Annotated in this window: 12 protein-coding genes; 9 read left to right on the top strand and 3 right to left on the bottom strand. The window is 72.5% G+C overall.

The window, feature by feature from the left end:
* Window positions 1-114 precede the first annotated feature (114 nt).
* From IE271_RS35250 to IE271_RS35215, 8 genes are all read left to right on the top strand, one after another.
* Window positions 115-759, top strand: a complete 645-nt coding sequence (locus IE271_RS35250; RefSeq protein ID WP_190194550.1) for an HAD family hydrolase — start codon at window positions 115-117, stop codon at window positions 757-759.
* 173 nt (window positions 760-932) lie between these two features.
* Window positions 933-2,228 carry an MFS transporter gene (locus IE271_RS35245; RefSeq protein ID WP_190194549.1) on the top strand — a complete coding sequence of 432 codons (1,296 nt, stop codon included), beginning with the start codon at window positions 933-935 and terminating at the stop codon, window positions 2,226-2,228.
* Window positions 2,179-3,351, top strand: coding sequence for an acetoin utilization protein AcuC (locus IE271_RS35240; RefSeq protein WP_190194548.1), 1,173 nt, complete (start codon window positions 2,179-2,181; stop codon window positions 3,349-3,351). The genes IE271_RS35245 and IE271_RS35240 overlap by 50 nt, the downstream gene beginning before the upstream one ends.
* Before the next feature lie 361 nt (window positions 3,352-3,712).
* A complete protein-coding gene (locus IE271_RS35235; RefSeq protein WP_190194547.1) occupies window positions 3,713-4,528 on the top strand; it encodes a phosphatase in 816 nt (271 codons plus the stop codon).
* 129 nt (window positions 4,529-4,657) lie between these two features.
* Window positions 4,658-4,867, top strand: coding sequence for a helix-turn-helix domain-containing protein (locus IE271_RS35230; protein ID WP_093781815.1), 210 nt, complete (start codon window positions 4,658-4,660; stop codon window positions 4,865-4,867).
* 164 nt (window positions 4,868-5,031) lie between these two features.
* Complete coding sequence (locus tag IE271_RS35225; RefSeq protein WP_003948845.1) at window positions 5,032-5,130, top strand: 30S ribosomal protein bS22; 99 nt, start codon at window positions 5,032-5,034, stop codon at window positions 5,128-5,130.
* A gap of 659 nt (window positions 5,131-5,789) precedes the next feature.
* Window positions 5,790-6,851, top strand: coding sequence for an NAD-dependent epimerase/dehydratase family protein (locus tag IE271_RS35220; protein ID WP_190194546.1), 1,062 nt, complete (start codon window positions 5,790-5,792; stop codon window positions 6,849-6,851).
* Between the two features lie 14 nt (window positions 6,852-6,865).
* Complete coding sequence (locus tag IE271_RS35215; RefSeq protein WP_190194545.1) at window positions 6,866-7,921, top strand: lysophospholipid acyltransferase family protein; 1,056 nt, start codon at window positions 6,866-6,868, stop codon at window positions 7,919-7,921.
* A 168-nt stretch (window positions 7,922-8,089) separates the two neighbouring features.
* Here IE271_RS35215 and IE271_RS35210 read toward each other — a convergent pair whose 3' ends face one another.
* The 3 genes from IE271_RS35210 to IE271_RS35200 form a co-directional block, all read right to left on the bottom strand.
* Entirely contained in the window at window positions 8,090-9,361 is a 1,272-nt protein-coding gene (locus IE271_RS35210) for a DUF5667 domain-containing protein (protein WP_190194544.1), read from the bottom strand.
* A gap of 276 nt (window positions 9,362-9,637) precedes the next feature.
* Complete coding sequence (locus IE271_RS35205; RefSeq protein WP_190194543.1) at window positions 9,638-10,417, bottom strand: ECF subfamily RNA polymerase sigma factor, BldN family; 780 nt, start codon at window positions 10,415-10,417, stop codon at window positions 9,638-9,640.
* A gap of 1,029 nt (window positions 10,418-11,446) precedes the next feature.
* Entirely contained in the window at window positions 11,447-12,394 is a 948-nt protein-coding gene (locus IE271_RS35200; RefSeq protein WP_190194542.1) for an HAD family hydrolase, read from the bottom strand.
* Window positions 12,395-12,568: 174 nt separating this feature from the next.
* On the opposite strand from IE271_RS35200, the gene IE271_RS35195 reads away from it, so the two are divergent.
* Entirely contained in the window at window positions 12,569-12,868 is a 300-nt protein-coding gene (locus IE271_RS35195) for a glutaredoxin family protein (protein ID WP_190194541.1), read from the top strand.
* Window positions 12,869-13,097 lie beyond the last annotated feature (229 nt).

Raw genomic sequence — 13,097 nt, 5'->3', positions numbered from 1 at the left:
GGGGACCCTGTGGGAGAGTAGGACGCCGCCGAACAATTCTTGGGAAAGCCCCACACCATTGGTGTGGGGCTTTCCGCATTTCCGGACCCTTTCCGGGTCCCATAAGGTCGACCCATGCGCTACGACCTCGTCATCTTCGACAACGACGGCGTCCTCGTCGACAGCGAGCCGATCTCCAACGCTCTGCTGGCCGCCTACCTCACCGAACTCGGGCACCCCACCTCGTACGAGGACTCCCTGCGCGACTACATGGGCGCCGCCATGCACCGCGTGCACGATCTCGTCCTGGAGCGGACCGGGCGCCGGCTGCCCGAGGACTTCGACGACGTCTTCCACCGGCGGGTGTTCGCCGCCTTCGAGCGCGAGCTGCGGCCGGTCCCCGGAGCCGTCGAGATGCTGGAGAAGCTGACCGCCGACGGGGTGCCGTACTGCGTCGCCTCCTCCGGGAGCCACGAGCGGATCAGGGTCGGGCACCGCACCACCGGGCTCGACCGCTGGTTCGACGACGCGCGTATCTTCAGCTCGCAGGACGTCGGACGAGGCAAGCCCGCGCCCGATCTGTTCCTGCACGCCGCCGCGAGCATGGGTGTGGCACCGGAACGCTGCGCCGTCGTCGAGGACAGCCCGCTCGGGGTGCGGGCCGCGGTGGCGGCCGGGATGGACGTGTACGGGTTCACGGCCATGACGCCGGCCGAACGGCTCGCACAGGCGACGGCACTCTTCGCCGACATGAGCCGCCTGCCCGACCTGCTCGCCTGAGGCGTCGCAGGAGCCGGAGGAGCCGCCCGAGAAGTGAGGGCCGCCCGGGGAGTCAGAGGAAGCCGCCCGAGGGCCGGCCCAGGACAGGTCCGAGGGCTCACCCGGAGAACTGAACAGAATTCACCTTCCATGCCGTCTACCCACCGGTAAGGCCGGGCCCTACGCTCGCCGCCATGACCGGACGGGTGCGGCGGGAGCGGCGGGTGCGGTACGGCAGAGCCTCCTTGGCGTTCAGTTTCCTCGCGCAGGGCGTCGCCTTCGCGCTGCTGGTGACCCGCATCCCCGCGATCCAGGACCGGTACGGGGTCTCCGATGCCCTGCTGCCCGCCTTCCTGGCCGCCGTGCCGGTCCTCGCCGGCGTCGGCAGCGTCTGCACCGAGCGGCTGGTGCGGCGAGTGCGTCCCAGCCGCGTCCTGCGCTGGAGCCAGCCCGTCGTGCTGTGCGCGCTGCTGGGCGTCGGGGCGGGCGGCGAACTGTGGCAGGCGGCGCTGGCGCTCGCCCTCTTCGGCCTCGCGGTCGGCGCCCTGGACGCCTCCATGAACATGCTCGGGGTGAGCCTCCAGCGCGCGTACGGGCGCAGCATCATGCTCGGCTTCCACGCGGCGTACAGCCTGGGCGGGATCCTCGGGGCCTCGCTGGCGTGGGCGGGCGCGCACTGGGAGCTGTCCCTGCTCACCTCGTACCTGCCGGCCGTCCTGGTGCTGCTGCCGGCCGCGCTCGCGGGCAGCCGGTGGTACGTCGACGCCACTCCGGCGGCCCGGGGCGCGGACCGGGACGGGGACCAGGACGCCGGCGGGGACCAGGACGCCAGGGAGGAGGCGGCGGGCCGGGGGCGGCCGGTCGGCTTCCGGCTGCTGCTGCCGCTGTGCCTGGTGATGACGTTCGCGTACATCGGCGACTCGACGGTCTCCAACTGGAGCGCCAAGTACCTGCAGGACGTCCTGGGCAGCTCGGAGCAGCTGGCGACGGTCCCGTACAACGTCTACATGGTCACGACCCTGCTCGGGCGCGCCCTGGGGGACCTGGGGGTGCGGCGCCTCGGGGCCGTGGCGGTCGTCCGCGGCGGGGCGCTGCTCGCGGCGCTGGGCTTCGGCGTGGTGGCGGGGGCGCCCGGCCCGTGGACCGGGATGCTCGGCTTCACACTGCTGGGGCTCGGGCTGTGCGTGCTCGTGCCGCAGACCTTCGCGGCCGCCGGGCGGCTGGCCCACGAGCACCACGGGCCGGGTGCCTCGGACGCGGCCGTCGCCCGCCTCAACGTCTTCAACTACGTCGGGTTCCTGGTCGGTTCGCCGCTGGTGGGGGCGCTGGGCGACGCGTGGGACTACCGAGGGGCCATGCTCGTGCCGATGGTGCTGGTCCTGGTGACCGTGGTGTACGCCCGCTCGTTCGCGGCCGGAACCGACCGGTACGGTGACGGGCATGAGCGGCCGCGCACAGCTGATGTGGGACGAGGCAGTAACGGGCTATGACTTCGGGCGGGACCACCCCATGGACCCGGTCCGGCTGGCGCTGACCCGCGGGCTGGTCGACGCCCTCGGGGCCGCCCGGGGCATGGACGTGGTGGCGGCCAGGGCGGCGGGGGAGTCGACGCTGCGGCTGGTGCACCGCGAGGACTACGTCGAGGCGGTCAAGGCCGTGTCCGCGGACCCGGCGTCGGCCGACGGCTCGTACGGCCTGGGCACCGAGGACGACCCCGCCTTCGCCGGGATGCACGAGGTGTCCGCACTGATCGCCGGGCAGTCCGTGGCCGCCGCCGAGGCGGTGTGGCACGGCGGGGCGCTGCACGCGGTGAACTTCGCGGGCGGCCTGCACCACGCGATGCCCGGCGCCGCGTCGGGGTTCTGCGTGTACAACGACCCCGCCCTGGCCATCGCCCGGCTGCTGGAGCTGGGCGCCGAGCGGGTCGCGTACGTGGACGTGGACGTGCACCACGGGGACGGGGTGCAGGCCGCGTTCTGGGAGGACCCGCGCGTACTGACGATCTCGCTGCACGAGCACCCGCGGACGCTGTTCCCGCAGACCGGGTGGCCGGAGGAGACGGGTGCGGAGGACGCGGAGGGCTCGGCGGTGAACGTGGCGCTGCCGGCCGGGACCGGGGACGCCGGATGGCTGCGCGCCTTCCACGCCGTGGTGCCTGAGCTGCTCGCCGGCTTCCGGCCGCAGGTCCTGGTCACGCAGCACGGTGCCGACACGCACTTCGAGGACCCGCTGGCGCACCTCGCGGTGTCGCTCGACGCGCAGCGCGCCGTACAGCTGGCCTGTCATGAACTGGCCCATCAGTACGCCGACGGGCGCTGGGTGGCGCTCGGCGGGGGCGGTTACGCGGTGGTGGACGTCGTGCCGCGCTCGTGGACGCACCTGGTCGCCATCGCCGCGGGCCGGCCGGTGGAGCCCGCGACCGTGATCCCGGAGAGCTGGCGGCAGGAGGTCTACGCCCGTACGCGGCAGCCGGCGCCGATGCGGATGACGGACGGGCGGTGGCCGGTGTCCTGGAAGGACTGGGAGGACGGGTACGACCCGGCGGACCGGCTGGACCAGGCGATCGTCGCGGTGCGCCGGGCGGCGTTCCCGCTGCGCGGGCTCCTGGCGTAGGTCCGGCGGCGGGCTCCGGGCACAGGCCCGGCGTCCGGCGCGGGGAGCGCGTCCCGCGCCTCTCGTCCCGCGCCCGCGTGGGCACCCTGGCCTGTTTCCTCCCGCGGGGAAACCCTGGTTCGTGCCCTCCGCGCGGGTGCCCTCACTCGTGCCCTCCGCGCGGGCGCCCCGGTTCGTACCTCCGCGGCCACCTCGTGCCGTTCGCTTCCGCGCGGTGCCCTGGTTCGTGCCTCCGTGCGGGCGCCTCGTGCCGTTCACTTCCGCACGCCCCGCGCGCACACCCGTCCACCATTACGCCAACAGCGCGAACTTACCGGTGACACGGGGCCGGAAGGCGGGCCCGTGCGCCAGCATCGCAGGCGTGTTGAGCACCGGAGCGATGCGCGCGCACCTGCTGGCCGCCGGACTGGCCGGACCCGTGGCCACCACCCGGGAGACCAGTCTGCGCAGCTACCGGCTGTTCGCCGCGCGGGACCCCCGCCTGCTGCTCGGGCTCGACCCCGAACTGCCCTGGCGGCAGCGCGACGTGATCGAGCTGATGGCCGACAGGTGCGGGGTCTCGGCCGATCCCCGGCACACATCCGGCCACGACGTGATCGATCCGAGCCGGACGCTGGCCGCTCTCGACTCCTTCGCCGACCGCCTCGCCACGGCCGCCCGGCGCAGGGCCCCCGTGCTCCTCGGCACCGGCCATCCGCACCGCCTGCTCGGCTTCTACGCCGCCTTGGCGGACGCCCTGTCGGCAGCGGGATGTGCCGTCCTCACACCGGCGCAGGGCGACTGTGTCGACATAACGACCCGGTTCGGCCTACGTACCTACAACCTCGACTACGTACGGGGAGTCGCGCTGGTGCGGGAACCCGCTCCCTCGCCACCCGGCCGCGCCGAGGGCGCGCACACGCACTCCCCGCTCCCGATTCGTACCGCCCTGGCCGCGGCCGCCGAGGCGGGTGGACCCCTCCCGGAGCTGGTGGTCGGAGACCACGGATGGGTCTGCGGTGCAGGTCAGCTGGGGTTCGAGGCCATCGGGCTCGGTGACACCGACGATCCCGCGCTCTTCGTGGGCGAGGCAGAGGGGCGAGTGTCCGTGGTCGTTCCGCTTGATGACGCTGTGCGGTCTGATTACTACCGACCGCTTACTCGCTATGTACTCAATCGAGCGTGTCTGTCACAGTAGGCGGCCGATGGCATCCCCTCTTCCCCACTCGCACCACCCGCCCCTAGTCTGGGGAGTGAGCACGCAGCGACGAAGAGTCACCGGAAGGGGAAGCCGGTGGCCGTCGCGTGCGGAAGGTTCAGGTGTGACATGGCTGCTGGCGAGAGGCCTCTGAACGAGGTTCAGTTCCTTACCGTGGCGGAAGTCGCCTCGGTGATGCGAGTGTCGAAGATGACCGTGTACCGGCTGGTGCACAGCGGTCATCTGCCCGCGATCCGGGTGGGGAGGTCGTTCCGCGTCCCGGAGCAAGCGGTACACGAGTACCTCCGCGAGTCCTATGTGGGGGTGGAGACGGCCTGACGACGGTCTTCCGAGGAGGCCCGGGGCGCCTGAGGGCGGCCCCGGGCACTCGCTGACCCCCTCGATTACGAACGCGAGGCCCGGTGCGGGTAGGCTAGCCCCTCGTAGGTCGTGTGGGCCCATGTCGCCCAGCACCGAGTGAAGAGAAGTGAGCGAGGGTAGTCGTGGGCTCTGTTATCAAGAAGCGGCGCAAGCGGATGGCGAAGAAGAAGCACCGCAAGCTGCTCAAGCGCACTCGCGTCCAGCGTCGTAACAAGAAGTGAGGCCGCGCCCCGCGACCGCGGGGTGCTTCCTCACGCTCTTGCGTACGCGCTGACCGCGCGCTTCGTGGCCCTTCCGCCTGCCGGCGGGAGGGCCACGGCTGTTTACCGGGCCCCGTGGGCCGGCGCACGGCCGCGAGGCCGCGAGACGGCCCCTGGGGCCCCGGCGTCGACCGGTCGACCGGGGGAACCCGGAGGGGCCGGGCCGACGACGCTAGACCGACCGGGAGCCGGGGAAGGCCGGTCCGGCGGTGTCGGCCGGGAGCCCGCGCAAGGGCACCGGGGGAAGGGGGCCGGGGAAAGAGGCCCGGCGGCGGCCGGCCGCGGAGGCCGAGGGCGTCGGCCGGAGAGGTCGAGGGCGCCGACCGCGAGCCCCGAGGGCATCGGCCGCGGAGGCCGAGGGGTGCTCCAGGGGGCGGTCCGGTGTCGTGTCTCGTTCAACCATGCTGACCTGGAGGTTTCGTTCCGGCCAGATTTCGGTGAGCGGATGTCCGGCCATGCGCGGGACTGGTCTGATCGTGGTCCGGGGCTGTCGTCACTTCGTGCGCCGGTCGACCACCACACCGCGACACCGAGCCGCTAACGTGGCCGCACACGGGGAACACGGCGGAGTACGAGCAGAGCAGGGCGCACCGACGGACTCTGGAAGGAAGGCGCTGATCTTGGGCAAGGTCGTGCTCGTGACCGGGGTGGCCCGAAGGCTGGGGGGCCGGTTCGTCCGGCGGATCCAGCGCGATCCCGAGGTGGACCGGGTCGTCGCGGTGGACGTCGTGCCGCCCGAGCACCACCTGGGCGGCGCCGACTTCGTCCGCGCCGACATACGGCAGCCGACCATCGCCAAGGTGCTCGCCGAGCACTCCGTGGACACGGTCGTCCACATGGACGTGACGGGGACGCCGCTGGGCAGCGGCAGCCGGACGACGGTCAAGGAGACCAACGTCATCGGCACCATGCAGCTCCTGGGCGCCTGCCAGAAGTCCCCCACGGTCAAGCGGCTGGTGGTGAAGTCCAGTACCAACGTGTACGGGTCCGCGCCGCGCGACCCGGCCGTGTTCACCGAGACGACCCCGCCCAAGTCGCTGCCCAGCGGTGGCTTCGCCAAGGACACGGTGGAGGTCGAGGGGTACGTGCGCGGCTTCGCCCGGCGCCGGCCCGACGTCGCCGTGTGCGTGCTGCGGTTCGCCAACATCCTGGGCCCGCACGCGGACACCCCGCTGGCCTCGTACTTCTCGCTGCCGGTGCTGCCCACGGTGCTGGGCTACGACCCGCGGCTGCAGTTCGTCCACGAGGACGACGTCGTCGAGGTGCTGCGGCTGGCCTCGCACGAGCCGGAACGCGGCACGCTCAACAGCGGCACGTTCAACATCGCCGGGGACGGCGTGCTGCTGCTCTCGCAGTGCGCGCGGCGCCTGGGGCGCCCGACGGTGCCGCTGCTGCTCCCGGCGGTCACCTGGGTCGGTACGGCCCTGCGTACAGTGGGCATGACGGACTTCTCGCCGGAGCAGTTGCGGCTGCTCACCCACGGCCGGGTCGTGGCGACCGACCAGATGCGCGAGACACTGGGGTACCGGCCGAAGTACACCACCGTGGAGACCTTCGCGGACTTCGCGCGCAGCCGCGGACCCGGTCTCCTGCCGCCGGAGGCCCTCGCGGGGGCCGTGGACCGGATCGCCGCGCTGCCCCGCCTGAGCGGCGGCCACCCCCCGACGCAGAGCGCCAACTGAGGAGCGCAGCAACGATGGCTGACGCCAAGGTCATTCCGTTCGACGACGACCGGTCCCGCGGGAGCGCCGTACAGCGGCCGTCGCGGCGCCGGGGCATGGGCAGCCGGCGCAACAAGGGCGAGCCCGCGGCGGTACGCGAGGTCCAGCCCCTGCCGGGCCGCCCCGAGGCGGCGCCGGAGGAGGAGCCCCGTACCCGTGAGGAACCGGCTCCCCCGTCGCGGAAGCAGGGCGACGGCTGGGAGCGGCGCGTCGCCGGCGGTCTCGCCTTCCTGCGGCGGCGGCTGACGGGCGACTACGAGATCGACGACTTCGGGTACGACAAGGAACTCACCGACCAGGTCCTGATGTCCCTGCTGCGGCCGGTGTACGAGAAGTACTTCCGGGTCGAGGTGAAGGGCGTCGAGAACATCCCGTCCGAGGGCGGGGCGCTGATCGTCGCCAACCACTCGGGAACGCTGCCGCTGGACGGCCTGATGATGCAGGTCGCGGTGCACGACAACCACCCCGCGGGCCGTCATCTGCGGCTGCTCGCCGCCGACCTGGTGTTCATGCTGCCGGTGGTCAACGAACTGGCCCGCAAGGCCGGGCACACCCTCGCGTGCGCCGAGGACGCCGAACGGCTCCTGGAGCGCGGCGAGCTGGTCGGGGTGATGCCGGAGGGCTTCAAGGGCATCGGCAAGCCGTTCGGCGAGCGCTACAAGCTGCAGCGGTTCGGCCGGGGCGGCTTCGTCTCCACGGCGCTGCGGCAGGGCACCCCGATCATCCCCTGCTCGATCGTCGGGGCGGAGGAGATCTACCCGATGATCGGCAACGCGAAGACGCTGGCGCGGCTGCTGGGCTTCCCGTACTTCCCGATCACGCCGACGTTCCCGTGGCTCGGGCCGCTGGGCGCGGTCCCGCTGCCCACGAAGTGGACCATCCAGTTCGGCGAGCCGATCGCCACCAGCGGCTATCCGCCGGAGGCGGCCGAGGACCCGATGCTGATGTTCAACCTGACGGACCAGGTCAGGGAGCAGATCCAGCACACGCTGTACAAGCTGCTGGTGCAGCGGCGGTCGGTGTTCTTCTGAGGAGGTCCCTCCGGCAGAGGTCCGAGGAGGTCCCTCCGGCCGGGGTCCGAGGACCGACGTGAGCGGGGCCGGTCCTCTCGGACCGGCCCGTCGCCGTTTCGACCTGTGGACGTGTGGATGTGCGCGTGCGGACGCCGCGGCTGCTCCGCGGTGTCCGCCGACCGCCGCCTAGTCCGCGTCCTCGCTGTCGATGCCCAGGCCGGGCAGGAGCCCCGGCAGGAGCGGCGGCAGTGTCACGTCCGGCTGCTTCGGCTCCGTGGTCCCGTCGGACGGGCTGCTGCTCGTCTCCTCCTGGGGCGGGTCGAGCAGACCGCCCGTGTTGCCGCCGAGGAGGCCGTCGTCGCCCTTCTCCTCGCCGGCGTCGGAGCTGGACGGCCTGGGGGAGCCGCTGTCGCGCTTGCCGTCGGTGGAGCCGCTCGTGGCGCTGGGCTCGGGACGCTCGTCCGTGCCGGACGTGCCCGTGCGGTCCGATCCGGCGCCGGGGTGCGCGCTGGAGCCGTCCTTCTCGGAGGGCGCCTGCGGCAGCAGCGCCCGCAGCGGCTCGACCTCCTGGTCTATGGCGTCGAAGACCGACGAGACCTGTTCGCTGACGTCGCCGAGCTGGACGGGCAGCCGGTCGCGCAGCGCTCCCCAGGCGTCGCGGTGCGACCGGGAGAAGGAGGAGAGGGTCTGGATCGGGCTCAGGGAGCCGTCCCGCTCGTACACCTCGTGCAGCAGGCGGTGGCCCTCGGCGGCGTCGTGCTGCATGCCGGACAGCGCGCGCCGGATCTCGGCCAGCGACTCGTGGTCGAGAGGGCCGGAGCGGTCGCGCTCCACGAGCCTCCGCGCCTCGTTCAGCCTGGTGGAGGCCTGGTCGAGGTAGAGATTGCCGCGGTCGCTCGCGTCGTCCGCCATGCCCAGCTTGAAGTCCTCCATGCCGCGCTTGAGGCCGTAGAGGGAGTCGCCGGGGAGCGCGTCGGAGCTGGCGGCGGCCACTCCGCCGAAGGCGCCGGCGGCCACCCCCATCGTGAGCCCGCCCGCGGCGATGCCCTTCGACAGCCGCGAGCGCGGCCGCAGCTTGCCCAGCGGACTCGCGCGGTGGGCGCCGCGGGACCGGCCGCCGGCCTCCCTCGGGCGTCCCTCTGCGGACGCCGCCGCCCTTCGCGCCTGCTCGGGCACCGAAGGGTCCGCCCCGCCCCTGGCCGTGCCCTCCAACAGCATGGCCTCCATCGCGGCCACGAGCTGGGCCCGCTGGACCACCTTGACCTCGGGGTCCAGCGCCGGCCTGGGCAGTTCACCGAGACCGGTCGCGAGGACCAGCATGCGGTCCTGCTCGGTCCGTTCGGCGGCAGTCGCGGACGGGACGTCGGACTGCTCGGCCGCCGTGCCCCGCTCGGGCTGCTCCTCCAGGGCCTGGGCGAAGGCGTTCGCCCGCCGGTGCGCCGATACGTTCGCGATCACTGGCGGCACCTCCTCTCGTCATGACGGTCGACTCCCCAGGGGGTCCTGAGGGTTGCACGGCCCGACCGCATATACACGATCGAGTGATCGTGAGGCCGGGGTGTGACCACAGGGAGCCTGTATCCCGCACAACGAGCGGCTCGGCGCTTGGGTTACGGACGACGAATGATCGGACCGTGAAGTCAATACGCCATTACATAGAGTGTGTTGATCGTTGCCGACTGTGTCGGTTCGTCGGGGGCCCTTGTGTGGTTCGTAAACTTTCGCCCGTTTTGCTTAACGGGCGTCGTCCGGGAGGAGCCGGGCCAGGGTGCGGACGGCCCGGTACTGGAGGGTCTTGATCGCGCCCTCGTTCTTGCCCATCACGCGGGCCGTCTCGGCGACCGAGAGGCCCTGGAGGAAGCGCAGGGTCACGCACTCCTGCTGCTGGGGGTTCAGGCGGCGCACGGCGTCGAGGAGGGCGGCGTTCGACAGGGACTCGAGGACGGAGTCCTCGGGAGAACGCTCGACCTCGTTGGCGTCCAGCATCTCGCCGGTGGTCACCTCGAGCCGGAAGCGGCTGGACTTGAAGTGGTCGGCGACGAGGTTGCGGGCGATCGTGACCAGCCAGGCGCCGAAGTCGCGGCCCTGCCAGGTGAACGTCCCGATGCGGCGCAGGGCCCGCAAAAACGTCTCACTCGTAAGGTCCTCGGCGGTCGCGCGACTGCCGACGCGGTAATAGATGTAGCGGTACACGGTGTCGCTGTACTGGTCGTAGAGGCGGCCGAAGGCGTCGGCCTCGCCGGCCTGGGCGCGCTCCACGAGATCCATCATCCGCGCGCTGTCGCTGTCCGCGGCCGGGCGGCGGGCGGTGGGGGCGGCCGCCGCGCTCGGGCGGCCCCGTCTGCTCAGCGCGGCGCTGCCGTCGGCCAGTGCGTAGCACGGGCCGACGGGCGCGGCGGAGGAGGCGAGTACGGGGACGGCGTACGCGGTGGGGACGAAGGCGCGCAGCAGGTCCGAGACCGTTGCGCGCAGCGTAGCCAGGCCCGAGGCGTCAACCCCGACGTGTGGGTACACGGGACTCCCAGAGGCAGAGCTTCCATCACGTGCAGTACCGGACCGTTCACCCGACGTAGCGACGAACGGGGTCCGTTGTGCGTCTGAGGAGAATAACGCTTCGTACAGGCAGTGCTACACCCAGTTGCTCAAATCATCGATTACGTCGCTTCTGTTACGGATCAGCGGCTGATCAAGTGTCGATTTCTGAGCGGTTGTTGATCGAATAGGTCTGTCTTCCGGCAGGGTCCGGCGCGTGTTGTGGCCGTGTGAAGCCCAGGGGACTGCTGGGGCCGAACTCCGGGTAGAACCGCACGATTGCCGTGGTCACGGGCGCGGCGCCGGTGGCCGTGACGGAGGGTGGCGCACCGGGCGCACGGGTGCGTGGCGCCGCGTACGGACGCGTGCGCGAGAGCTTTCCGCGGACGTGCGCGAGGGCGTCCGCGCATACGTGCGAAAGGTGTGCGGGCGCGAACGCCTCCGGGGCTCCCGGGCGCCTGTACGGCCGCTGCGGAGCCGTGGCGACGGCCGGTGCGACGGCGCAGGTGCGCCGACCGTCACCACGAGTGGCCGGCGAGGGCTCGCCGACCCTGAAGGGCCGGCGGGGACGCGCCGTCCGTACCGGCGGTGGGGCGTACCGCTTGCGGACGAGGCGGAACTCGCACCGCCGGGATGGTCCGGCCGTCCGACGCCGTACGGGCGCGGCCGCCCGGCGTCATAGGGACGGTCGGCTCGGCCGCCGGGCGCCGTGCAGGGTGGTCCGGTCGCCGTGCGCCGTACTGGGCGTGGTCGTCCGGCACATCGTGCGGGTGGTCCGGCGGCCCGACTCCTCGGGGACGGTCGGCTCGATCGCCGGTCGCCGCGCAGGGTGGTCCGGGCGTCGTAGCGAGGGGCCGGTCGTGTGCGCCCTTCGGGGCAGTCGATTCGGGCGCCGTGCGCCGTGCCGGGCGGTCCGGTCGCCGGGTGTTGCGGCGAGGGGGCCGGTCGCCGGGTCTCGTGCGGGGCGTTCGGTCGCCGGGCGTCAGTGCGGCTTCCGGCGGTGGGACGGCGCTAGCGGCGGCGGCGGTGCAGGGCGATCGCGGCCGCCGTGCCGCCCGCCACCGCGCCGACGCCCGCCGCCGCGGGGATGCCGACCTTGGCCGCCTTGCGGCCGGTGCGGTAGTCGCGCAGGCGCCAGTCGAGGGTGCGGGCGTGCTTGCGGAGCTTGGCGTCCGGGTTGATCGCGTAGGGGTGCCCGACCAGGGACAGCATCGGGATGTCGTTGTGCGAGTCGCTGTACGCGGCGCAGCGGCCGAGGTCCAGGCCCTCGGCGGCGGCCAGGGCGCGCACCGCCTCCGCCTTCGCGGGGCCGTGCAGCGGTTCGCCGACGAGCTTGCCGGTGTAGACGCCGTCGACCGACTCCGCGACCGTGCCGAGCGCGCCGGTCAGGCCGAGGCGTTTGGCGATCACCGTGGCGATCTCCACCGGCGCGGCCGTGACGAGCCACACCTTCTGGCCCGCGTCCAGGTGCGCCTGGGCGAGCGCGCGGGTGCCGGGCCAGATGCGCTCGGCCATGTACTCGTCGTAGATCTCCTCGCCGATCGACATCAGCTCGGCGACGCGGTGGCCCTGCACGATCGACAGCGCCGAGTCGCGGGCGTCCTGCATGTGCTCGGGGTCCTCGACGCCGGCGAGCCGGAACCACGCCTGCTGCCAGGCGAACCGGGCCAGATCGCGGGTCTCGAAGAACTTCCGCTTGTACAGGCCGCGGCCGAAGTGGAACAGCGCGGCGCCCTGCATCACGGTGTTGTCCAGGTCGAAGAAGGCGGCGGCCTTGTCGTCGCCGACGACCGGGAACTCCGGTTCCGGGACCGCGCCCGCGGGCGCGGTGTCGAGAGCGAGATCCTCCAGTTCCTGGGAGGACTTGCGTGCTGCCTCCGCCGAGGCCTCGCCTGCCAACACGCTCCGTGCCGTGGCGGAGCGCCTACGGGGGGTGAGCCATCCGAGAAGAGCGGCCATGCCGTGAGCATAGCCAGTTTGTTCGGGGCTTCCGGATCCACGGCGGTGCGGCGCTGTGAACTCTCCGCGACCGAGCCGTTAAGGAAGCGCCGCCGCCGCCCGGCGCGCACGGGTGTCGGACGGGGTCAGCGGGCCGGGGGCAGGGGGCGCGACGCCGGCGGCGGCGGGGCGAGAATGGCCGGTATGGGTCCCATCTTCCGGCGCGCGGAGCGCCGTACGGAGCGCAAGGCGCCGCAGGAGCGGCTGGTCACGCTGGTCAGGAAGCCGGGCTGTCACCTGTGCGACGACGCGCAGGAGGTGGTCGCGAGGGTCTGCGACGACCTGGGCGTCCCGTGGGAGCAGCGGGACATCACGCAGGACGAGGAGTTGCACCGGCGGTACTGGGAGCAGATCCCCGTGGTGCTCGTCGACGGTGCCCAGCACACTTTCTGGCGGGTGGACGAGGCGCGGCTGCGGCGGGCCCTGGGTGCGTGAGCCGAGCCGCGGGGAGGGTGGGAAAAGGTGACCGGACTCATTCCCCCGCGGCCCGTCCGGACCGCCCGGATGTACCCGCGGGTCACTTAAAATCGGGGGTGGTATGACCTCGGGGGCGGGGATCGTTGAGGAGAGTGTGCGGTTTTGCCCCCATCAAGCAAGGAACGAAGGAACCGGTGTGCCGGTTCCGTCCGCGGGGCACGGGGGTGCGTGACCCCGGTCACGTTGG

Origin of the sequence: Streptomyces minutiscleroticus (assembly GCF_014650875.1) — a bacterium.
GTDB classification, from domain to species: domain Bacteria; phylum Actinomycetota; class Actinomycetes; order Streptomycetales; family Streptomycetaceae; genus Streptomyces; species Streptomyces minutiscleroticus.
Note: the sequence above shows the minus strand (reverse complement) of the source record. Positions and strands in the feature narration are given on the sequence as shown.

Coding starts and splice junctions, on each gene's coding strand:
- IE271_RS35250 (WP_190194550.1), top strand. CDS start 115: ATGCGCTACGACCTCGTCATCTTCGACAACGACGGCGTCCTCGTCGAC.
- IE271_RS35240 (WP_190194548.1), top strand. CDS start 2,179: ATGAGCGGCCGCGCACAGCTGATGTGGGACGAGGCAGTAACGGGCTAT.
- IE271_RS35245 (WP_190194549.1), top strand. CDS start 933: ATGACCGGACGGGTGCGGCGGGAGCGGCGGGTGCGGTACGGCAGAGCC.
- IE271_RS35215 (WP_190194545.1), top strand. CDS start 6,866: ATGGCTGACGCCAAGGTCATTCCGTTCGACGACGACCGGTCCCGCGGG.
- IE271_RS35200 (WP_190194542.1), bottom strand. CDS start 12,394: ATGGCCGCTCTTCTCGGATGGCTCACCCCCCGTAGGCGCTCCGCCACG.
- IE271_RS35230 (WP_093781815.1), top strand. CDS start 4,658: ATGGCTGCTGGCGAGAGGCCTCTGAACGAGGTTCAGTTCCTTACCGTG.
- IE271_RS35195 (WP_190194541.1), top strand. CDS start 12,569: ATGGCCGGTATGGGTCCCATCTTCCGGCGCGCGGAGCGCCGTACGGAG.